Genomic DNA, 21,236 nt, shown 5'->3' with positions numbered 1-21,236 from the left:
TTGGCACATAACTTGCATAGTATAAGGTGAATGCTGATAGGGGGAATGGATATGAATCAGAAACTGTATGAACCGGCGCGTCATTGGAAGGACATTGAGCTTTGGAAGGATGTACCTGAGGAAAAGTGGAACGACTGGATTTGGCAGCTGACGCATACCGTGAAAACGCTTGAAGATTTAGAGAAAATCGTGAACTTAACAGAAGAGGAAAGAGAAGGGGTGAAGATTTCCACCAAAACCATTCCACTCAACATTACACCCTACTATGCCTCACTGATGAATCCAGACGATCCAAGATGCCCAGTACGTATGCAATCTGTGCCAATCGCTGAGGAGCTGCATAAAACAAAATATGACTTGGAAGACCCGCTGCATGAAGATGAAGACTCACCTGTCCCGGGGTTAACGCATCGGTACCCAGATCGTGTGCTCTTTCTTGTAACAAATCAGTGCTCCATGTACTGCCGCTATTGTACGAGAAGACGTTTTTCCGGCCAGATCGGTATGGGCGTGCCAAAAAAGCAGTTAGATGCTGCCATTGGATATATTAGAGAAACACCTGAGGTGCGGGATGTGTTAATTTCCGGCGGAGATGGGCTCTTAATCAATGATCAAGTGCTTGAATACATTTTGAAAAACTTACGAGACATTCCGCACGTTGAGATCATTCGGATAGGAACCCGCGCGCCGGTCGTCTTTCCGCAGCGCATTACAGATGAGCTGTGCGAGATTTTGAAAAAATATCATCCGGTTTGGCTGAATACCCATTTCAATACAAGCATTGAAATTACGAAAGAAGCGAAAGAAGCGTGCGAACGTCTTGTGAATGCCGGCGTCCCTGTTGGTAATCAGGCTGTCATCCTTGCAGGTATTAACGACAGTGTGCCGATTATGAAGAAGCTGATGCACGATCTCGTGAAGATACGGGTCAGACCTTATTATATCTATCAATGTGATTTATCTGAGGGGATTGGCCACTTTAGAACACCAGTATCAAAAGGTCTTGAAATCATTGAAGGCTTAAGAGGGCATACGAGCGGGTATGCCGTGCCAAGCTTTGTTGTAGATGCACCAGGAGGCGGAGGAAAGATCGCCTTACAGCCAAATTATTTATTATCGCAAAGCCCTGACAAAGTCGTCCTTCGTAACTTTGAAGGTGTGATCACCTCTTACCCTGAACCAGAGCATTACGTGGCAGGCCAGGCAGATGCGTATTTTAATGAAATTTATGAAGAGAAACAAGAACCGGCAATTGGTGTTACCGCACTATTTCAGGATGAAGCGAAATCGTTTACGCCTGAGAATTTAAGCCGGATGAAACGAAGAGAAGCATATGAGACAAATCCTGAGCATGACACACTCAAAAACAAACGTGAAAAACGAGATGAATTAAAAGAGAAAAAATATCAAGCACAGCTCAAAAAAGATCAAACTGTAAAGGAGGAGAAATGACCTTGCTGACATGTGATTGGTGTGAGGAAAACAAAGCAAACGCAGAGCAGACAACAGTCTATTGGGAACTGATCACTGGCACACAATCAATTGAAATCATCGAAACACCGTCCATTTCCTGCACGCACTGCGGCATGTTATATCAAAAGGATGAGACGGTCAAAGAGATAGAAGATCAATTAATTTTAGTGGATCAGACAAAACTTCCAGAAAAAATTTCATACGAAGAATTAATGAGCATGGAGCGGTTATTAAAGCGAAATTACTTTGACTTTTCATCATAAGTTGTACCTCCGCCTATACAAGTCATCAAATTGCTGTATAATATAACAACAAAATAGAGTGTCGCGGAGGGAAAAACAGGTGAAGTCGTTTTACCATTATTTAATGAAGTACAGACATCCAAAACCGAAAGATGAAATCAGCCATTTTGCAAATGCTGCTTATGAGGATCACAGCTTCCCGAAAGCGTCCACTGATTATCATGAGCTGTGTGCCTATTTAGAATTAAATGGCGATTATTTGAGCTCAATGACAACATTTGACGAAGCGTTTGAGCAATATGAAGTAGAAGTCAAAAAAAAATAACAAACAACCGCTTGTTCCAGATGGGAGAAGCGGTTTTTTTTATGAGAAATAAAATGGCGTTTTGCATGGTGTGGTTGCCCATGCAGAATTCCTTGCGCCGGCATACGATACGTTAAGACCAAAAGTCGGGCAAGGGGGAGACAGAATGAAGGCGAAAGCACCAAAATATCAAGTAGGGGATATTGTCGTCGTTGTCATGTACGGCACAGTCGGAACGATTACAAAAGTCCATCAAATTGACCAGCACTATTTGTATGAGGTCAATCATAATGAGGTGCTTTATTTTGAAACATCACTTCAGCTTTACGATGAGTACGACGGGGTGATTGTGGATACAGAAAAGCTGGACATTGAATATGAGTTCCTCATTGGCGATGTTGTATATGTAAAAGATTACGGAAAAGAGCTATTTAAAATTATTGGCCATCGGACTGAAATATGGCGATACCTTGATGACGGCTGGGAAGATGTCATTTACGAACTCACGAGGCTAAAGGACGGAGAGTGGCTGGAAACAGAAGAGGAAGACTTAACGCTTGTCCTGAGGAAGTATGAGATGGACCAGTTCGTTCATCAGCTTCTTTTTGTGCATTACGTCGGTGAAACCTCAAAAGAAATGGAAGAAGATATGGTTCAAACGGCTCTATTACAATTAGAAGAGAAACAAGAAAGCGAAGCTTCACTAGAATTCCTCGCTGTATCTATAGTGGATGAGCTTCTTGATATATATAATGACTATAAAATTCTCTACGAATTTTTCGAAGATCCAGAATACAAAGATATGATGGATTTTATATTGGAAAGTTTACACGAGCATTTTGGTTAAAGAAAGACTTGTCCTAACACGAATAAAAAATAAGGCACACAGAAAAAAACAATCACATAAAACCATCCCCTCAAGATACGGCCCATCACCTGATCAAACGTTTCTCCATCTAATATGCTTAACCATTTCATTGCCTCAAACCCCTTTTCTTTTTGTTTACTGCATTTATATGTATGGAATGAGCCATTATGACAAACTGTAATAAAAAACAGGCGTCGTTCATACATCATAAAAAAGGAGGCGGAATGTAATGAAAGAAGCAGATTTGGTGATTGATACAGAGGAAATTGCGGAATTCTTCTACATGGAGCTGGTCAAAAGAGGGTACATACCTGCTGAGCTGGAAACGTTTGAGCTGGCTGACATTACGTTTGAATATATGCTGAAAAAAGCAATGATAGTTGAAGAAGAGGCGTGGTAGGCACTATACTTTGAAGAGATTCTGAAGAGAGAGGGAGGAGAATCTTTCGCGTGTATATCCTATTTCTTTTGATTTTATTTGGCGCCATTGCTGCGCTCATGGTATCTGGTGCGGGTCAAGAATTGGACAACCAGATCATCTTATGGTTTGAGAGCATCAGACTCCCTTTTTTAAATGATGTCATGCTGACTTTGACGGACTTTGGCATTAGTGCGCTGCTCGTCCCAATCATGCTCATTTTTAGTGTCGTACTATTCATGTATAAGCGCTATTACTCTATCATGATGCTTTTTCTATTATATCTCACAGAAAAAACCATCAATCATGAACTAAAGGGACTGTTTGCTAGAGAGCGACCGGCCTTTGATCATCTTGTCAATGAAACGTATTACAGCTTTCCGAGCGGACATTCGATGAATGCAGCCACAATCTATCCTTTTATAGCTTATCTATTAGTTGAAATGATTCCATGGCTGAAAGAAAGACAAAAAATCGTCTACTTGATCACGGGGTTCTGTGTTCTTTTGATTGGGATCAGCCGAATGTATATCGGTGTTCATTATTTGACAGATGTTGCAGGCGGTTTTGCGATAGGACTTGCTTTATTTCTCATTTGTAAAAAGATTGACGAAAAATTGTCTGTCATTCGACAAAAATAGAAGAAGGAAATTGACAGACCCCAGCCAATTTTATATAAAAGGGGAGGGATTTGAATGCAATTGACGTTGAGATTTTTTCAAAAGAAACCTTCAGCATTTCACTTAACCATTTATCAGACACCTGAATATGGCGCTGCAAGCGGGCATCAGCCTGTGTACCGGACAAAGATTGGCGGCAGAACACACCTGGATGTTCTGGAAAAAGCATTCTCGACATTTAATGTACATGATACAGTCCCTAATGATTACAATGCACGGTTTATGACAACAGGTGATATTGTTGTGATTGATGATAAGAAGAAAGGAAAGTGCTATTATCAGCTTTTTCCGGCAGGATGGAAACGCAGTGAACGACTGATAACGATAAGTTAAATAGATGATTGACGATGCCAGCTTGAGCTTCAGCTGGTATTTTCTTTTTTAGGCTCAATCGTTTATACTAAATAGGATAAATCACATAGTAAACGTAAGTGGAGGCTAAAAAATGAGTGTACATATTGGAGCAGAAAAAGGACAAATTGCAGAAACGGTATTGCTGCCAGGCGACCCGCTTCGTGCGAAATATATTGCAGATACATATTTAGAAGATGTCGAATGCTATAACGAAGTGCGCGGAATGTATGGTTATACTGGAACCTACAAAGGAAAGCGCGTTTCTGTACAAGGTACCGGAATGGGCGTACCTTCTATTTCGATTTATGTGAATGAACTCATTCAAAGCTATGATGTTCAAAACTTAATCCGCGTCGGATCTTGCGGGGCTATCAAAAGGGATGTCAACGTGCGTGATGTCATTTTAGCTCAAACATCTTCAACAGACTCACAAATGAATCGTGTGGCGTTTGGACCGATTGATTACGCACCTTGCGCTGATTTTGGACTGCTTAAGAAAGCCTACGATACAGCAGAAGCAAAAAATGTCGCTGTACGTGTCGGTAATGTATTTACAGCAGACCAATTTTACAATGAAAAACCACTTGAACTCATGGCTCAATACGGTATCCTAGCGATTGAAATGGAGACAACAGCTCTTTATTCGCTTGCAGCAAAATTTGATCGAAAAGCGTTATCCATTCTGACAGTGAGTGATCATGTTCTCACAGGAGAAGAAACGACGGCTGAAGAGCGTCAAACGACATTTGACGAAATGATCTTAATTGCACTAGACTCTCTTTTATAATAGTATAAAGGGTGTGCTACGATGTAGCGCATCTTTATTTTTTTTAGAAGAGCAAAAGGAAGGTATGTCATGAAGAAAAGCTATAAAATACTCTCAATCGCATCGATTCTTGGTTTGACAGCCGCACTATCGGGCTGCCAGTTGCTGGATCAAAAAAGCGGTACATCTGAATCGAACAAAACAAACGAACAAAAGAGCGCAGCAAATTCATCTACCCAGCAAAACTCAAACAATACAGCAGATTCATCGGATCAAGAGCTGACATTAAAGAGTGAATATTTCAATGACATCAAGGTGGTAAGTGGGTTGAAAACCATTCAAAATCCTGCAAACGTGCTAGCTCTTGTCAACAAAGAATACGCATTACCAGGAACCTATAAACCTTCTGATCTCGTTGTACCAAAAGTAGAATTCTCTTTTTCAGAGGATATTGAAAAACGATATATTCGTAAAGAAGCAGCGGAAGCACTTGAGAAGTTATTCAAAGATGCGAAAAAGAAAAACTTCGAGCTGGCTGCAGTATCTGGCTATCGCTCCTATGACCGTCAAAAAGTCATTTTTGATAGTGAAGTCAAATTAAAAGGCAAAGACAAAGCGCAGGAAGCAGTAGCTTTACCAGGCGAAAGTGAACATCAAACAGGTCTTGCCATGGACATTTCCTCAAAAAGTGCCGGCTTTGACATCTCTGAAAAGTTTGGTGAAACACCTGATGGCAAATGGGTGGCTAAAAACGCCTATAAATATGGTTTTATCATTCGTTATCCAAAAGGAAAAGAAGATATTACAAAATATGAATATGAACCGTGGCATCTGCGCTATGTTGGAAAAGAAGCAGCAAAAGCGATGCATGATCACGATTTAACATTTGAAGAGTACATGAACAAAGTGAAGAAAATCTAATCAAATAAAAAGGCCTCCCAGCTATTCGGGGGGCCTTCTTTATTCTTCTTTTAAAAAAAGAACAATCCTGCTAATGCGAAACCTGTAATGAAACCAAGCCCGATGCCATAAGCGGCACCCCAGCCGTAGTACCCTCCGTAATAACCAAAGCCAAAGCCGCCGCGAGAACCGCCGACTGGACGAATATACACTTTACGGTTTGTCACCCGCTCAATGCGTCCGACATGTACTCTGCCATTACGATCTGTGATTCTAGCGACTTTTCCCATGTGCTGCTGACAAAGCTTTTGATAGCGCTCCATATTTTTCCTCCTTATGACAAACTCTTTTCACTCTTATCCTATGCGAGAGACCTCATAGAGTTTGGACAAAACATATAGGAGATTCGCTCATTTTATACGGTACATTCAAATAGAATGTGGCTTAGCTGCTTCCGGTGCGCTTGAATCAGATCGTAGTGTGTTTGCAGCGTTTCGTAAAGAGAAGGCGGGATGTGTTCAGATAATTCCATTTCTGTCGGCTCCTCCTGTACCATGTGTTCATCAAATGAGAGAATGCGAAAGTCATGGAATCCTGCTGCTTTTAGCTGCTCCTTCCATTCTTCAAGTGAAAAGAGTGAGTGGAACCCGTAAAAATCTCGTACGGTGGCGAGCTCCTCTGGTGTAAGGGGTGCTTTTAACACAGCTTCATTTGCGATCATTTGACTTCCAGGGGCAAGCACTCGTTGGATCTCAGCAAGTGCAGCAGGAAGGTTTGTGAAGCTTAAAACAGATTCACTGATGAGAAGAGTGAACGCTTCATCTGGAAATGGCAGCTGTTCAATCGATGCTTGCAATGCGCGGATCGGCAGTTCTTCTCGCTCAAATCGCAGGTTGGCCTTTTCAATCATCAAAGGATGTGTATCAATCGCCTCTACATGATAACCGATATTTCCTAAATATGCCGCCGTTTGTCCTGTCCCGCATCCCGCATCCAGTATACGTGCATCCGGCGTCAATTTTATATGCTCAAGCATCGTTTTTGTTAACTCAATTCCGCCAGGATGGGCACTGGATACGCCAAAATAGGCAAGCATTTCTACATAATCACTCATAAAATCCCTTCTTTCCTTATCAAGTTCCTCTTTAAAGATTATGCAATGCAAGGTCAAATGGCTTATCTTTTCAAAGAGAACTTCGATCCTTTGGTTGACGGATGAAGCATCGTCCTTGATAATAATGAAAGGAGATAAAGGTGGTGTTTTTTTGAAAAAACAATTTAAGTTCGTGATCGCCATTCTGGTGACAGCGGCCCTGTCCTCTGCGATTACATTTGTGATCACAAAACAAGGGGCTGTCAGTGTCTCAGGAGACGAGAAGTTTAGTAAACTCATGGCGGCGTATACGAAGGTAAAAGATGAGTATTACGAAAAAACGGATGATCAAAAACTAGTAGATGGTGCGATTCAAGGAATGATTGCATCACTTGATGATCCATACTCTACATATATGGATCAGGAGGAAGCCGAAGGATTTAACAACACCATTTCATCATCATTTGAAGGAATTGGTGCACAAGTAGAAGAGAAGGATGGGCAAATTTTAATTGTCGCGCCGATTAAAGGCTCTCCTGCTGAAAAAGCTGGTTTGAAACCTCATGATCGTATTTTAAAGGTGGATGGGAAAAGCACAAAAGGCATGTCGGTCAATAAAGCAGTTTCTCTTATTAGAGGGAAAAAAGGAACGGATGTCAAGCTGCACCTTAACCGCCAAGGAGTGGGCAATGTTGATGTGACGATCACAAGAGACACCATTCCGCTTGAAACGGTGTATGCAAAACTCACAAAAGACAAAATAGGAGAAATCCAAATTACGTCCTTTGCTGAAACAACATCGAAAGAGCTAGATAAAGCCATTGATGACCTCGAGAAAAAAGGGGCAAAAGGCTTTGTCATCGACCTGAGAGATAATCCAGGCGGCATTATGACAGAAGCGATTGAAATGAGTAATGACTTTATCGATAAAGGGAAAGTCATCATGCAAGTTGAAGAAAAAGGGAAGAAAGAAGAGTACAAGGCTGAAAAAGAACGTAAAGTTCATCAGCCGGCAGTTGTTCTTGTAAATGGCGGCTCAGCAAGCGCTGCTGAAATCATGGCGGCGGCTCTGCACCAATCTTCAGGTATCAAAATTATTGGTGAAAAGACATTTGGTAAAGGAACTGTTCAAAATGCACAAAGCTATAATGATGGTTCTAGCGTCAAGTTAACCATTGCCAAGTGGCTGACGCCGGATGGTTCTTGGATTCACAAAAAAGGAATTGAACCACAGGTCAAAGCATCGCTCCCAAGTTATGCAAAGCTGCCATACTTAAGTCCGAAAAAATCATATCAGCTGAATGACAATGGAGATGAAGTCAAAGCGGCTCAAAAAATGTTCCAAGCGCTTGGCTACAAAGCAAAAGCAAATGGTGAGTACGATCAAGCTTTCCAGTCTATCGTCAAACGCTTCCAAACAGACAACGATCTGAAAACAGACGGTATTCTGACAGGAGATACAACGACAGTACTGATGACAAAGATCCAAGATAAGCTAAAGAACAATGATACACAAATGAAAAAAGCCATTGAAGTTTTGAAAAAAGAAATGAAATAAAGAAAGAGCAGTCCTCATAAGGGGGACTGCTCTTTTTATGTTTACGCGTTGTTTACAGTCGCTTCTGTTTTTTCGTTATCTTTTTCAAAAAGATCATTTATGACAGAATTGTCTGTGACATGCTTTTGGAAGAATGGATTCAAGATCAAGATGACCACAACGTTTGCTAGTAAACCGAGAAAACCTTCATAAAGACCGAACGTGACTTGTGAGATATTGGCTGTAAAGGTGACGATGATGCCAACAACTAACCCCGCAATCGTTGCTTCTCTCGATTGTTTTTTCCAGAACAAGCTGATCGCAATGGCTGGGAAAATTTGAACCATTCCTGAAACGCCAATGAGCTGAAGCGTCACAAGTGCTGTTGGGAAGAGCATCCCGAATAAAAGGGCCAGTCCGATGACGATAAACACCATTGAACGTGTAATGATGGTCAATCTTTTTGGTGATACATTCGGATGAATTAAGTCACGGTATAAATTATTGGCAAATAAATTCGATGCGCCAATGGCCATGATCGAGCATGGAATGAGGGAAGCCAGTGCAATTGTTGAATAAGCGAGGCCCTGCATCACACCACCATATGACGTTTGAATTAAATGAAGAAGAGCAAATCTTGGATTTGTATCTTCAGGTAAGACTAAAAAGGCAATAAATCCAAGGAAGATGACCAAAATCAATACGATGTTATAAAGAGGCAAAAACATACTGTTTTTACGGATGGCATCTGCACTTTTGGCTGTAAAAACCCCAGTTGCCGCATGTGCCCACATAAACAAAGCAAGGGCAGAAACGCCTGAAGCGGTAATGAACCATAAAATGCCTTTAGGACCGCCGTCAGGAATTGTCAGAAGCTGTGGCGCTTCCTTAGCTAACGTATTCATCATCGGGGTCCAGCCGTTAAAATGAATGATTGGCAGTGAAACCACCATAAACAGCATGATGACCCAAACGAGAATATCCTTAATAATGGCTGTATATGTAGGACCTTTAATACCACTGAAAAATGTATAAAGTGCGACTAAAATAAATGAAATAATAACAACTGCATTCACATTAATATAACTAGTACCAGCGACAGTTAACGTATCTTGAATCCCGCTCAGCTGAAGACAAATATAAGGAATCAGCATAAGTACTCCAATAATCGCAATCAAACTGGATAACAGCTTGCTGTCAAACCGCTCACGTGCATAATCAGCGAGCGTTGTGAGGTTGTGATTTTTCGCAACCGTCCATAGCTTTGGTAAGAAGAAATAAGCAATAAAATACGCTAGAACTGAATAGGGGATAGCGAAAAAAGCGACACTTCCAGCTGTATAGGCTGTACTAGTGAGCCCTAAAAAGGTATAAGCGGTATATAAATCTGCGCCTACGAGGAACCAGACGAGCAGACCGCCAAATTTTCTCCCGCCGACAGACCATTCCTCTACTGACTGTCTCGATGATTTATCCCGGCCAGCGGCAAATCCGATGACCACGACGATGAAAATAATACTTGCAGTAATCAATAAAGCTGTTAAATTTCCTTGCATTAGTCAGTTCCTCCATTTGAATGTTGCATCCGGTAAATGATGAATGTGCAGATTGGTGTGAGAACAATCCATAGTAAGAGCCAGAAGTGGAAAAAGGGCAACCCTATCACAAATGGATGAATACGATTTGCAAAGGGCAGCAGTGCGAGCTGTCCGATGAATGGAATCGCTATAAGTAGTGCCAGTATCAATTTTTTATTCATGATTCCCTCCTGAATTTTTTGTAATTTCATAATAATAGCAGTTGTCAGATTAGATCACAAGTCCATTTTCAGAAAAAACAATCATTTTGGCGAATATCATACTAATATAACGCTTTCATTCTTAAAAAGGGAGAAAGAATGGAGGTGAAAAGGAGTAAAGTGAAAAGAAAGTATGTAGGAATAATATTTAAACCAAATAAAAAAAGCCTCAGCATGAAAGCTGAGGCCTTGCCAATTTTAAAGGAAATCAGATACTTGTTCGATGTCGAAACGATTGCTTTTATGAGCTTCTTTCGCTGCTTTACCAACTGAAATCAACATGACTGGCTCATAACGTCCGCTTACATTGAATTCTTTGATGAAGGCGTCTTTACTGAAACCACCCATTGCGCATGTATCATAGCCCATTGCTTTTGCAGCAATCATTAATTGCATAGCAGCTAATGAAGCATTTGAATACGCAGCTTCACGTGCATACTGCTCGCTTTGGTATGCGCCATTGATTTGAGTCATCAATGTTTCTTTGATGTCTTCAGTAATGAAGCCTTGTTCTGCCAGCTCACTGTAGATTTTTTCACCATTTTGATTGGCTTCAAGATCACCTAGTACAGCAATAACAGCTGATGCTTGTGAGATTTGCTTTTGGTTGTAAGCGATTGGAAGTAACTTCGCTTTAGATTCAGCACTATGGAAAACAGTGAAATGCCAATGCTGAAGGTTCCATGCAGATGGTGCTTTAGTTGTGATATCAAGAAGCTCTGTTAACTCTTCTTTTGTCATTTCATGAGTTGTATCATACTCTTTTACTGAAGCTCTTTGTTTTAAAATGTCAATTGTTTTTTGATCAGTCGCCATATGGATATTTCCTCCCGTTTTTGCAAATAGTATGGTACAATAACTAAAAAAGTGAGAAACTTACTTATTGTAACTAGAGCTATTTTAAATTGTATACCGTTAGTTTGTCAAACAATCATGAAAAGAAAGGCTGAAATTTATGGAATTTCAATTATGTCCACACATTCAGCAAGCTTTTTTACTGCTAGGCAAAAGGTGGAATGGTCTCATTATTCATGTATTGCTTGATGGTCCAAAGCGCTTTAAAGACATGACGGACATTATCCCATCTATCAGTCAAAAAATGCTCGCAGAGCGTTTAAAAGAACTTGAGCAAGAAAGGATTATAGAGCGAACTGTTCTGCCTGAGACGCCTGTTAAAGTCATTTATTGTTTAACTGAAAAAGGAAATGCGCTAAATAATGTGTTTCATGAGGTATCTAGGTGGGCAGGGGAGTATACAGAATCTCATGAAAAAAAGGAGCAAGCCTAGTTTCAGGTTTGCCCAAACGTTTTGACTCCTGATGAATATGCTGATGTTAGGCACATGACAAAGGAGGAGAAATGCATGTACCCTCATACTCCGTATTTCCGAGGCGGCGCCCCTGGCATTCCGCCATATGAATCCAGAGTCCCTTTGTTTTTTGGTTTTGGCGCTCCTTTAGTCGGCGGACTGCTTGGCGGATTTTTAGGAAGTGCGATTTTTAATTATCCCCGTCCATATTACCCGCCACCACCGCCTGCTCCACCACCTTATGGCGGCGGATATCCACCATACTATTAAGAAAAAAGAGTAAGCCTGCTTCTATATGAAAGCAGGCTCAGATTGTAGAGAAACTCATGTTTTTCTACAATCTTTTTTATTTTCAGCGTAATTATGATGGATGAGATTTAATGAAAAAGGCCTCCCACACGCCTAACCTAGCTTCGCTAGGTGTGTGGCAATCTTCTTCATGTTCTGACACGCAGCTGTGAGAAGCACTTGCTCACTCACGTTTTGTTTTCCCCTCAACCGGCAGTAGCGAAGCCCGTGCAGTTGTTTTGAATCTGCAAAGCTTCGCTCTATTTTTTCTTTTCTTTTTTTATATAGCTCTTTTCCAGAGGCAGACAGACGATTTTGTCTGATCTTTTCTTTGTGTTCCTCCCATACATGTCTTGAGATCACTTTTTGATGATTTTTCGATCTTGTACAGCTCTCAAGGAAAGGGCACGATACGCATTTTTTAGGCTCTGATTTGTAGAACCTATAACCTTTTCGATCAGTTGTTGTATATAATAGCTTCTCACCATTTGGGCATATGTAATGATCATGTTCAGAGTCATACTGAAATTTCCACTTCTCAAATAATCCTCTTGTTGGATGAAAGCGTCTATGTGCGATGACACCAAAAATACGGCGATCCGATAAACCTTTACAGATTGAGGTTGTCAAATAACCAGAATCAAGGGCAACAGCTTCTACTTGAAAACCAAATCGGGCGATTTGGTGATCTAATCGATCAAGATACGGAACAGAATCATGGATATTGCCGGGCGTGACATGGGCATCCGTGATGATATTGTACTTCATATCCGTTGTACGGTGGTCTAGGTAGAAAAAGCCTTCCGGTTTATTTTCACGATAAAGATAGCCACTCTCAGGGTCAGTCATACTTTGACGAATGTCTTTTTTCGTTTTCACCTCCTCTTTTACCTTTAAGGGCTTTTTTCCGTGTGTCACCCGATCTTCTTGGATCGCTTCTTCTAATTCATTTATATAGTTCTGGGTATCTTGTTCAATCGTTTTTCTCGTATATTTATGTTTATTGGCATTGGCTTTAAGATGAGTTGAATCAGTAAAAAGAACGCGGCCTCCTACCATATCATGATTGATGGCTTGAAGCACAATTTCATCAAAAATATCTTGAAAAATCGTTATATCTTTGAATCGAGTACGACGATTCCAGCTAATGGTCGAGTGATGAGGAACGGGGTCATTGATGTTCAAACCTAAAAACCATCTATACGCCATGTTATAGTAAATTTCTTTTTCAAGTTGTCTTTCAGAACGGATACCGTACAGGTATCCGATAAACATCATTTTGAACAAAATAAGTGGATCAAGAGAAGGACGACCTTTATTCTCGCTATAATACGGTTTTACTTTATCTACGATAAATGAAAAATCAATGTACTGATCAATTTTACGAAGCAGGTGATCCTCTTCGACCAGTTGATCTAGCAATACAAATTCGGCTTCGTGCTGATAAGAATTTCTAGTGTGGAACATGAGAAAAACACCTTCCTTTAGTATGCTTTTCTCTATTATAAAATGGAGGAATGGAAACTTTAAGGAAAAAATAAAGCTGTCGAGATTTTCTCGACAGCCTGAGCCTGCTTCTATATGAAAGCAGGCTTTTTATAATGGAATATCGATTTCAGAGATCCCCGGATCATCATGCTTTAAAAACATAATCTCCAAAATACCGTCCTGATACGAAGCCTTCGTTCCTTTTCTTTTTACAGCAGCTGGAAGGACAACTTTCTTCTGCGTGCCTTCCTCAGGAAAATGATCAATAAACAGCAGGTTGGCTGTATGTTTGATTTTTACTTTTTCTGTGTTCGGCCGAGCAAGCTCAATTTTAACGAACACGTGATCAGTGGTTTCGAATACTTCCACTTCGGGTTCTTTTTCTTTTTTGACGTCTGTTTCTTTCGTTTTTTGATGTTGAGAGAGTGGGTCCTGAAAAGGGAATTGAGCAGGATAATTGGAGCCGAATACACTTTCCATCACTTGATTGACGTACTGCTCAACGTCTTTAGGGTCTGAATTCTTTAAGGCTTCTTTTGAAAATTGCTTTTGAAAAGGAAATAATCGGTTCCAGTCAAACATGCAAATCATCCTTTCTAAATGCCCTGAATTAGTATATGCCCATTCACCTGAGTGCGTGCTATAATATACGATAGGTTTAGAAAGGAATGGTTAGATTGAACGATCAGCAACAATCAAAAGGTGTTCTCTATACGGCAGCATCTTTTACATTATGGGGACTATTCCCTTTATATTGGAAACTGATGGAGCATATTTCGTCAGGCGAAATTTTAGCGCAAAGAATTTTATGGTCATTTGTTTTTATGTGCGGTATTCTACTGTATTTAAAACAAGTCCGGCCGGCGATGCAGACAGTGAAGGGTCTCATGCTGGATGGTAAAGCACTTTTTTCACTACTTTTATCTGCTATTTTAATTTCGGTTAACTGGTATGTGTACATTTGGGCAGTCAATCACCATCTCATGCTAGAAGCTAGTTTAGGGTATTATATTAATCCGCTTGTCTCTGTTTTACTAGGCATCATTTTCTTGAAAGAGCGGCTCAATAAATTACAAACCATTGCGATACTAATTGCCGCCACTGGGGTGATTCTTTCCACGATTCAGTACGGTTCATTTCCTGTCGTTGCGATATTACTTGCCTTTAGCTTCGGTTTTTATGGATTGATTAAAAAAAGAATGAGCTTCACGAGTGCAATTGGATTGACAATTGAAACGCTGCTTTTAGCCCCGGCGGCCCTTGTGTACTTATTGTTCTTCTTAAAAGAACCTGTGGTGACAATGAATCCTAACAGCTTCGGATCGCTTGGTCTCTTATTCTTTGCAGGGGTCTTTACAGCGGTGCCACTTCTTTTATTCTCTGAAGGCGCAAAAAGAATTCCTCTTTATCAAGTGGGCATTTTACAATACATTGCACCGACGATTACGCTGTTTTTGGGGTTATTTGTGTATCACGAGCATTTATCTTCAGCTAAAATCGTGACGTTTCTTTGTATCTGGGTGGCGATTTTATTATTTACTACCTCTCAATTACGCATGAAAAAAACAGCGAATTCTCATTAAGTGGAACAAGCAGTTTGCTTTTTTTTGAATGCGGATCATGTCATAATAAGTTGTTACCAAAACTGTAGAGGTGATTACATGTCATCTGCCAATGAGCTTGCAGCCGCTTATCAATCTTTATGGAAAAATCGTCAGCTTGATGTCGATGATATGTCTTCTTTACTCGAGGCGATATGTGATGATTTAAGCGATGCGCGCACTCATCCGCGGGCGAGAAAATCATTCCATCAAAAATATGTGCTCGCTGTAGAGAGAATATTAGAAAGTGAGCTTGAGCATGATCATCAGCTGCAGCTGATCAGCTTACATACAAAAAAGCTGCGAGAATTAATTCAAAATGAAGGAAGGAACCACTCATGAAACCAATTCAAACGGAAGATGTCACAACACATCTTGAATCGTTTTTAAATCGTCCAGTTTTCGTTCATCTTGAAACGACAACTGGTTCTTATTCAGCTCATGTAAATGAACAAAATATGACGGTCGTGGCATATATCCGAAATGCGAAAGTCGTCTATTCACAGGCGAAAATAAAAGGACAAGGTCCGTACCGTGTTGGAATGAAAACAGAAGATGGCTGGATTTACGCAGAAGGATTAACGGATTATGTGTTTGATGACCATGGCCGCCTGCTGTTAGCAGGGCACTTGCCAGACGGAAAACTAGCGATCTCATTACAAATTAGTGAAACACCATTTCAGGTGTAGAAGAAAGGGTGACGAGTCATGAACGAACATGTACTAGTGATGTTGCCTCACCCAGATGATGAATCCTTTGGGGTTGCAGGTCTCATTGCACAAAGCAGAAAACGCGGAATCCCAGTCACGTATGCATGCGGGACACTTGGGGAAATGGGCAGAAATATGGGCAGCCCAACATATGCCAATCGTGAAACACTTCCTGAATTAAGAAAACAGGAATTAATCAATGCCTGCAAAGAAATGGATATCACAGACTTACGTATGCTTGGACTTCGTGATAAAACATTGGAATTTGAAGACGACGAGTATTTAGCTGATGTGATGGAAAACATCATTGATGAAGTCAAACCTACACTGATTGTCACGTTTTATCCAGGACACGGTGTACACCCTGATCATGATGCGACAGGAGAAGCGGTTATTCGCGCTCTTTACCGTAAGAAAAAAGAAGACCGTCCTGTCACATACTGCATGGCTATTACGAGAAATAGAGAAGAAGTGCTGGGAAATGCAGATATTATGATCGACATTACAGATGTAGCAGATATCAAATTAAATGCACTGAGAGCGCATAGAACGCAAACAGAAGGCATGCTGAGAGAGCTTGAACAGAAGCTGAAAAACAAAGAACCTGTCGTCCAAAAATGGTTCGATGAAGAAATTTTCTGGACGTACCAATGGAATGACTAAATAAAAAAGCAGCTGACATCGATCAGCTGCTTTTTTTGTGTCGTCTTTAGTGATTGGGCGCTTGCTGAAGCAAGCGTTTTTCAATCAATCTGAGACGAATAAAGAGGACGACGGCACCAGCGGCAAGTCCTGCAATGAGACCAATCCAATAGCCAAATGCCCCAAATGAGGTATAGGTGCCAATCAAATAGCCGGAAGGAAGACCGATCACCCAGTAAGAAACAAAAGCGGCAATGAGCGTATAGTTCACATCTTTATAGCCGCGCAGAGCCCCTTGAATGGGTGCAGCAATTGCATCTGACAGCTGGAAAAAGATCGCATAAATCAAAAAGTGCTGTGTCAACTGTAAAACAGCCGATTCAGCTGTGTATAAACCAGCAATCTCTGGTCTAAATAACAAAATGAGTGCCGCCGTACACAATGAGAATAATACCGCCGTTCCAATTCCGATATAGCTGTAGTTTTGCGCGTCTTTATACCGCTTGGCACCGGATTCAAACCCAACGACAATTGTTAAAGCCATTGAGATACTGAGCGGTAAAATATATAAGATAGAAGCAAAGTTCATCGCAGCCTGGTGACTTGCAATCGTCACAGTATCAAAGTGACCCATTAACAGCGTGACAGCTGCAAAGATACTCGTTTCAAAAAAGATCGCAAACCCAATAGGAAGACCGATTTTTAGTATTTGCCCCATACGGGAGATATTGATTCGAGGCAGTTTTTGAAACAAACGAAATGAGGCAAATGGTTCTGCTTTCATGACAATACAAATACTTATGATGAAAATGGCCCAATACGTCATCGCAGATGCAAGGCCAGCTCCCGCACCGCCAAGCCTTGGAAAGCCAAAATTCCCAAAAATAAATACATAGTTTAAAGCAAAGTTAATAGGAAGTGCTGTTAACGTGATGAACATCGTCACACGTGTTTTCCCTAATGCATCAATAAATGACCTGAGTACCGAATAACCAAACAGCGGGATGATACCAAAAGCAAGAAAACTGAGAAAATGCCGCGCAATATCCTCTACGGATTGCTCAAGTCCAAGTCCACCTAATACGTAAGGGATACTGATTGTACCAATCGCAATCACACCGATACTTAAAAGAAAGGATAAATAAATCGCCTGAAAGACAGCCTTGGGAACATCTTTTTTATGCCCAGCGCCCATCAGCTGAGCGACAATCGGCGTAACGGCCATTAATATACCAGCAAGTCCTGTATAAACGGGGGTCCAAATACTAGAACCGATCGCAACACCCGCAAGGTCTTCTGCACTCACTTTTCCAGACATTACGGTGTCTAAAAACGTAATAAGCGAAAGACCCGCTTGAGTGATTAAAATCGGAATCAAAATGGTTAAAAATAGTGTCACCTTAGCTCGAATGCTATTTGTTTCTCTCATCATAAGTTCCTCTCTGAACAGAAATAACGAGAGGATTATATCATGCTATGTAAAAAAATCAATTCTCCGTCGGATTATTTTTCTTAGATGGCTTCGTTTTTTTAAACATTTGGGCATAAATAAAGGAAAGACTGACAACACCTAAAATGCTGCAAGCATATTGAATCACTTTCTGAATGGTCATATTAAGTCACCTCCATATCAATAGAATGCGCATAATTTGTTATTTTATGACAACAAAAAGAGGAGGGAAAAGGTCAAATGATCAATCGTACGAATGAAGAAGCGCTATTTAAAGTGGACATGAGAACACACTTGATGAAAATCATGAAGGATGCAAGTGACATTATCGATTCTCTTGATGAGATCGAGCAATGTCTACTTTGTGATCTCGAGTCATTACATGATGAGTTTAATGAAATGCACGCAGAGGCTTCCTCGTTTTATTTGCAATCGTATATGGAAGAATTCACACCTGGATTTGCTCAATTTTCGTTAGCCATTGAGAACTTATCAAAACAAAAACACGGGGCACTTATTGTGATTCAAAGGCGTGATGAGGTTGAGGATTTTATTCAAAAAGGGACAAATCTTCATGCGAAAATTAGTGCTTCATTAATAGAAAGCATTTTCTACCCAGGAAATCCACTTCATGATGGTGCTCTTTTAGTCAAAGAGAATACACTCGTATCTGCTGCAAATGTGCTCCCGCTTACTTCAAAAAAAGTTAATCCTTCTCTCGGGACAAGACACAGGGCCGCGATCGGACTCTCTGGTATGACCGATGCACTTGTTCTCGTCGTATCAGAAGAAACGGGAAAAATGTCGTTTGCGAAAGAAGGAGTCCTTTATCCGCTCACTGTAAAAGAACCTGAAATAAGGAAATAAAAATGAATCGCTGCATTCTTCATTCGGAAGGATGCTTTTTTTCATTTGAGGAGAAAAAACAGCCAATTGAGTAAAAAGTCATTTGATACAGAAAAATTTGTCATGTAGAATAGAACTATGAAACTAGCACCGTGCTTGTTTTGACAAATTTCTAAACGTCAACTTAAAAATTCCTTAAAAAATGTTTATAAATACAGCAAACTGCCGATAGAAACGATATGGCTTTGTTTTAGCATTTTGAGTTGGCTGCTTTAGCCTATTTGTTATTGCCCAAAGTCTACATGTCGAGTAATATAATAGAAATAAAGATAAAATAGTGCAAGAGAAGCAGAACCATTAAATGCTAAACTCAAAACTAGTGCATAAGTCTTATTGAATGAAATATGAAAGGCGGAGATTCATCTATGAAGAAAAAAGTAGTAACCGGCCTCACAGTTTCAGCGATCGCTGGCTCAGCTGTGTTTGCTGCACCGGCAGAAGCACAGACGATCAAAGTGAAAAGCGGTGACTCACTTTGGAAGATTGCCGAACAGTACAATACAAGTATTTCGGAACTTCAATCTCTTAATCAACTAAAAACGACGATGATTTTTGCAGGGCAAAGCTTGAAAATTCCTGGCGCAAAAAGCAAAAAATCCAGCTCGTCAACTGGATCAAAAGCAACGAAATCAAATGCTTCAACGACATCAAGCTACACTGTAAAGCTTGGAGATTCTTTATGGCTCATTGCAAAAAATCATAAAATGTCAGTCGCAAGCTTAAAAAGTCTAAACAGCTTAAACAGTGACTTAATTCGTCCTGGACAAAAGCTAAAGGTATCTGGAAGTACGAAGACAAGCGGGGGCCAGTCATCAAACTCCTCTTCAAATTCCAGCTCAAACAATAAGACAACGAACTCAAATAGTTCATCCTCATCAAGTACATACAAGGTTAAATTAGGGGATTCTCTCTGGAAAATTGCGAATTCACTCAATATGTCGATTGGTGAAATCAAAACATTAAATGGGATAAAATCTGATATGATTTATCCGAATCAAGTATTGAAAGTAAAAGGGACTGCTGCATCAAAACCAAGTCAGCCGAAAGCACCTGCTAAACCAAGCAACCCGCCTTCAAGCGGGAAAGCGACATCTTATACTGTAAAATCAGGCGATTCCTTATGGAAAATTGCGAATCAATTTAAAGTGCAGGTTCAATCCATCCGCACAGCCAACAGCTTAAAAAGCGATGTGCTTAGAATTGGACAAGTTCTAAAAATTAATGGTGCAGCTTCAGGCTCAACTGGGTCGAATGGTTCTACGTCTAACGGTTCAACAACTCCGGTCAATAATAACAAAAATGATGTGCCGATGAATGCAAAAATCACGACGATGATCCAAGAAGGGAAAAAGCTGACAGGCATTCCTTACAGATGGGGCGGCAATACACCATCTGGTTTTGACTGCAGCGGCTTTGTTTATTACCTCATTAATAAAGTTTCGTCTGTATCCAGATTAAGCACAGCAGGCTACTGGAGTATGATGAAACCTGTGAGCACACCTCAGGTTGGCGATTTTGTTTATTTCACAACATACAAAGCGGGTCCATCTCATATGGGACTATACCTTGGCGGAGGAGATTTCCTTCATGCAAGTGACAGCGGAGTTGGGATCTCGAACTTAAGCAACCCATATTGGAAAAAAGCCTATTTAGGTGCAAAACGTTTCTTCTAAAAAAAGCCGATTTTCGGCTTTTTTTGTTTGCCTATTGATCAGATTGTCCATACTGATATCAAAAGGGGGCAGTCATATGAAAAAGTCAGTGTGGATGATCATGATGTGTCTGGTCTTTGTCGCAACAGCATGTCATGCACCGCCGAAAAAAGAAACGACAGAAGAAACCAGCGAGGTTGCAGCACCTAAACAAGCACCGGTTATCACGACACTCATCAATGAAAACGGGCAAAAAATAGGCAGCATCGAAGTAAGAGATTCCTCGGAAAATGGGCTGGATTTACATGTAAAAGCGAAAGATCTGCCGCCAGGTCCTCATGGCTTCCATATTCACGAAACAGGAGTATGTGAAGCGCCAGATTTTGAAACGGCAGGGGCTCACTTTAATCCAACACACCGGGAGCATGGATTTGATAACCCAAAAGGCCACCACGCTGGAGATATGCCTAATTTAGAAGTTGGGGCAGATGGAAAAATTGATGTTGTCGTGAATGTACCAGATGTGACGTTAAAGGGAGGTCCAAACCAATTAATCGATCATAATGGGCGGAGCTTTATCATTCATGCAGAAGCAGATGATTACTTAAGCAACCCTTCTGGAAACTCAGGGAAACGCATCGCTTGCGGAGCGATTACAAAAGAAATGGTAAAATAACAGATGTCTAGCCTTTATGTATTGAGTGCATAAAGGTTTTTTTAGTATACTTGGTGAGGAAAATGATCGAAGAGAGGAATT

General features: G+C 40.7%; 29 protein-coding genes. 19 read left to right on the top strand and 10 right to left on the bottom strand.

Annotated elements, in window-relative coordinates; genetic code table 11:
• Positions 1–51 precede the first annotated feature (51 nt).
• The 4 genes from kamA (at position 52) to C6Y07_RS03020 (ending at position 2,866) form a co-directional block, all read left to right on the top strand.
• Positions 52–1,452, top strand: coding sequence for a lysine 2,3-aminomutase (gene kamA, locus C6Y07_RS03035; protein ID WP_034660953.1), 1,401 nt, complete (start codon positions 52–54; stop codon positions 1,450–1,452).
• Positions 1,453–1,454: 2 nt separating this feature from the next.
• Positions 1,455–1,736: a YokU family protein gene (locus C6Y07_RS03030; RefSeq protein ID WP_080869528.1), complete on the top strand. Its 282-nt coding sequence runs from the start codon at positions 1,455–1,457 to the stop codon at positions 1,734–1,736.
• Positions 1,737–1,815: 79 nt separating this feature from the next.
• Entirely contained in the window at positions 1,816–2,040 is a 225-nt protein-coding gene (locus C6Y07_RS03025) for a YozE family protein (RefSeq protein ID WP_003215834.1), read from the top strand.
• A gap of 145 nt (positions 2,041–2,185) precedes the next feature.
• Positions 2,186–2,866 (top strand): hypothetical protein, encoded by a 681-nt coding sequence (locus tag C6Y07_RS03020; RefSeq protein ID WP_012010279.1) that lies wholly within the window; start codon positions 2,186–2,188, stop codon positions 2,864–2,866.
• Here the strand turns inward: C6Y07_RS03020 and C6Y07_RS19195 are convergent.
• A complete protein-coding gene (locus C6Y07_RS19195; RefSeq protein ID WP_258182067.1) occupies positions 2,863–2,997 on the bottom strand; it encodes a hypothetical protein in 135 nt (44 codons plus the stop codon). The genes C6Y07_RS03020 and C6Y07_RS19195 overlap by 4 nt on opposite strands.
• A 119-nt stretch (positions 2,998–3,116) precedes the next feature.
• Here C6Y07_RS19195 and C6Y07_RS03015 point away from each other — a divergent pair, with 119 nt between their 5' ends.
• The 5 genes from C6Y07_RS03015 to C6Y07_RS02995 all read left to right on the top strand — a co-directional run bounded on the left by C6Y07_RS03015 (position 3,117) and on the right by C6Y07_RS02995 (position 6,026).
• Positions 3,117–3,287, top strand: a complete 171-nt coding sequence (locus tag C6Y07_RS03015; RefSeq protein ID WP_066030762.1) for a YozD family protein — start codon at positions 3,117–3,119, stop codon at positions 3,285–3,287.
• 50 nt (positions 3,288–3,337) lie between these two features.
• Positions 3,338–3,946 carry a phosphatase PAP2 family protein gene (locus tag C6Y07_RS03010; protein ID WP_034660950.1) on the top strand — a complete coding sequence of 203 codons (609 nt, stop codon included), beginning with the start codon at positions 3,338–3,340 and terminating at the stop codon, positions 3,944–3,946.
• A gap of 54 nt (positions 3,947–4,000) precedes the next feature.
• Positions 4,001–4,318 (top strand): YodL domain-containing protein, encoded by a 318-nt coding sequence (locus C6Y07_RS03005; protein ID WP_060596560.1) that lies wholly within the window; start codon positions 4,001–4,003, stop codon positions 4,316–4,318.
• 112 nt (positions 4,319–4,430) lie between these two features.
• Positions 4,431–5,126, top strand: coding sequence for a purine-nucleoside phosphorylase (gene deoD, locus C6Y07_RS03000; protein ID WP_060596559.1), 696 nt, complete (start codon positions 4,431–4,433; stop codon positions 5,124–5,126).
• Between the two features lie 69 nt (positions 5,127–5,195).
• Positions 5,196–6,026: a M15 family metallopeptidase gene (locus tag C6Y07_RS02995; RefSeq protein ID WP_060596558.1), complete on the top strand. Its 831-nt coding sequence runs from the start codon at positions 5,196–5,198 to the stop codon at positions 6,024–6,026.
• 50 nt (positions 6,027–6,076) lie between these two features.
• Here the strand turns inward: C6Y07_RS02995 and C6Y07_RS02990 are convergent, their stop codons facing one another.
• Entirely contained in the window at positions 6,077–6,328 is a 252-nt protein-coding gene (locus C6Y07_RS02990; protein WP_003216113.1) for a hypothetical protein, read from the bottom strand.
• Between the two features lie 92 nt (positions 6,329–6,420).
• Positions 6,421–7,119, bottom strand: a complete 699-nt coding sequence (locus C6Y07_RS02985) for a class I SAM-dependent methyltransferase (protein WP_106156488.1) — start codon at positions 7,117–7,119, stop codon at positions 6,421–6,423.
• Between the two features lie 151 nt (positions 7,120–7,270).
• On the opposite strand from C6Y07_RS02985, the gene C6Y07_RS02980 reads away from it, so the two are divergent.
• Positions 7,271–8,656 carry a S41 family peptidase gene (locus C6Y07_RS02980; RefSeq protein WP_034660946.1) on the top strand — a complete coding sequence of 462 codons (1,386 nt, stop codon included), beginning with the start codon at positions 7,271–7,273 and terminating at the stop codon, positions 8,654–8,656.
• Positions 8,657–8,697: 41 nt separating this feature from the next.
• Here C6Y07_RS02980 and C6Y07_RS02975 read toward each other — a convergent pair whose 3' ends face one another.
• The 3 genes from C6Y07_RS02975 to C6Y07_RS02965 form a co-directional block, all read right to left on the bottom strand.
• On the bottom strand, positions 8,698–10,191 hold the full coding sequence (locus tag C6Y07_RS02975) for a sodium:solute symporter family protein (RefSeq protein WP_034660944.1): 1,494 nt from the start codon (positions 10,189–10,191) through the stop codon (positions 8,698–8,700).
• Positions 10,191–10,394 carry a DUF3311 domain-containing protein gene (locus C6Y07_RS02970; protein WP_034660942.1) on the bottom strand — a complete coding sequence of 68 codons (204 nt, stop codon included), beginning with the start codon at positions 10,392–10,394 and terminating at the stop codon, positions 10,191–10,193. Before C6Y07_RS02970 ends, C6Y07_RS02975 begins: the two co-directional genes overlap by 1 nt.
• Before the next feature lie 237 nt (positions 10,395–10,631).
• Positions 10,632–11,249 (bottom strand): nitroreductase family protein, encoded by a 618-nt coding sequence (locus tag C6Y07_RS02965; RefSeq protein ID WP_034660941.1) that lies wholly within the window; start codon positions 11,247–11,249, stop codon positions 10,632–10,634.
• Positions 11,250–11,388: 139 nt separating this feature from the next.
• Here C6Y07_RS02965 and C6Y07_RS02960 point away from each other — a divergent pair, with 139 nt between their 5' ends.
• Entirely contained in the window at positions 11,389–11,721 is a 333-nt protein-coding gene (locus C6Y07_RS02960) for a winged helix-turn-helix transcriptional regulator (RefSeq protein ID WP_034660940.1), read from the top strand.
• 75 nt (positions 11,722–11,796) lie between these two features.
• Entirely contained in the window at positions 11,797–12,012 is a 216-nt protein-coding gene (locus C6Y07_RS02955; RefSeq protein WP_034660939.1) for a hypothetical protein, read from the top strand.
• Positions 12,013–12,144: 132 nt separating this feature from the next.
• Here C6Y07_RS02955 and C6Y07_RS02950 read toward each other — a convergent pair whose 3' ends face one another.
• On the bottom strand, positions 12,145–13,497 hold the full coding sequence (locus tag C6Y07_RS02950) for an IS1182 family transposase (protein ID WP_106156232.1): 1,353 nt from the start codon (positions 13,495–13,497) through the stop codon (positions 12,145–12,147).
• 129 nt (positions 13,498–13,626) lie between these two features.
• Positions 13,627–14,100: an Hsp20/alpha crystallin family protein gene (locus C6Y07_RS02945; protein ID WP_060596556.1), complete on the bottom strand. Its 474-nt coding sequence runs from the start codon at positions 14,098–14,100 to the stop codon at positions 13,627–13,629.
• A gap of 95 nt (positions 14,101–14,195) precedes the next feature.
• Here C6Y07_RS02945 and rarD point away from each other — a divergent pair, with 95 nt between their 5' ends.
• From rarD to bshB2, 4 genes are all read left to right on the top strand, one after another.
• Positions 14,196–15,101 carry an EamA family transporter RarD gene (gene rarD, locus C6Y07_RS02940; RefSeq protein WP_106156231.1) on the top strand — a complete coding sequence of 302 codons (906 nt, stop codon included), beginning with the start codon at positions 14,196–14,198 and terminating at the stop codon, positions 15,099–15,101.
• 78 nt (positions 15,102–15,179) lie between these two features.
• Positions 15,180–15,461, top strand: coding sequence for a hypothetical protein (locus tag C6Y07_RS02935; RefSeq protein WP_034660935.1), 282 nt, complete (start codon positions 15,180–15,182; stop codon positions 15,459–15,461).
• Positions 15,458–15,808: a YojF family protein gene (locus tag C6Y07_RS02930; protein WP_034660934.1), complete on the top strand. Its 351-nt coding sequence runs from the start codon at positions 15,458–15,460 to the stop codon at positions 15,806–15,808. The genes C6Y07_RS02935 and C6Y07_RS02930 overlap by 4 nt, the downstream gene beginning before the upstream one ends.
• 18 nt (positions 15,809–15,826) lie before the next feature.
• Entirely contained in the window at positions 15,827–16,492 is a 666-nt protein-coding gene (gene bshB2 / locus C6Y07_RS02925; RefSeq protein ID WP_034660932.1) for a bacillithiol biosynthesis deacetylase BshB2, read from the top strand.
• A gap of 46 nt (positions 16,493–16,538) precedes the next feature.
• Here bshB2 and C6Y07_RS02920 read toward each other — a convergent pair whose 3' ends face one another.
• Both C6Y07_RS02920 and C6Y07_RS19190 read right to left on the bottom strand, forming a co-directional pair.
• Complete coding sequence (locus C6Y07_RS02920) at positions 16,539–17,900, bottom strand: MATE family efflux transporter (protein WP_106156229.1); 1,362 nt, start codon at positions 17,898–17,900, stop codon at positions 16,539–16,541.
• 58 nt (positions 17,901–17,958) lie between these two features.
• Positions 17,959–18,084, bottom strand: a complete 126-nt coding sequence (locus C6Y07_RS19190) for a hypothetical protein (protein WP_003215647.1) — start codon at positions 18,082–18,084, stop codon at positions 17,959–17,961.
• Between the two features lie 77 nt (positions 18,085–18,161).
• Between C6Y07_RS19190 and cdaS the strand changes: the two genes are divergently transcribed.
• From cdaS to C6Y07_RS02905, 3 genes are all read left to right on the top strand, one after another.
• Positions 18,162–18,788, top strand: a complete 627-nt coding sequence (gene cdaS, locus C6Y07_RS02915; protein ID WP_060596554.1) for a sporulation-specific diadenylate cyclase CdaS — start codon at positions 18,162–18,164, stop codon at positions 18,786–18,788.
• A 404-nt stretch (positions 18,789–19,192) separates the two neighbouring features.
• Positions 19,193–20,500 carry a C40 family peptidase gene (locus C6Y07_RS02910; protein WP_066030765.1) on the top strand — a complete coding sequence of 436 codons (1,308 nt, stop codon included), beginning with the start codon at positions 19,193–19,195 and terminating at the stop codon, positions 20,498–20,500.
• Positions 20,501–20,576: 76 nt separating this feature from the next.
• On the top strand, positions 20,577–21,155 hold the full coding sequence (locus C6Y07_RS02905) for a superoxide dismutase family protein (RefSeq protein ID WP_060596552.1): 579 nt from the start codon (positions 20,577–20,579) through the stop codon (positions 21,153–21,155).
• The last annotated feature ends 81 nt before the right edge of the window (positions 21,156–21,236 follow it).

It is taken from the genome of Bacillus sp. LNXM12-1 (genome assembly GCF_003004375.1).
In the GTDB taxonomy this organism is placed as follows: domain Bacteria; phylum Bacillota; class Bacilli; order Bacillales; family Bacillaceae; genus Bacillus.
This window is presented reverse-complemented; position numbering and strand designations above follow the sequence as displayed.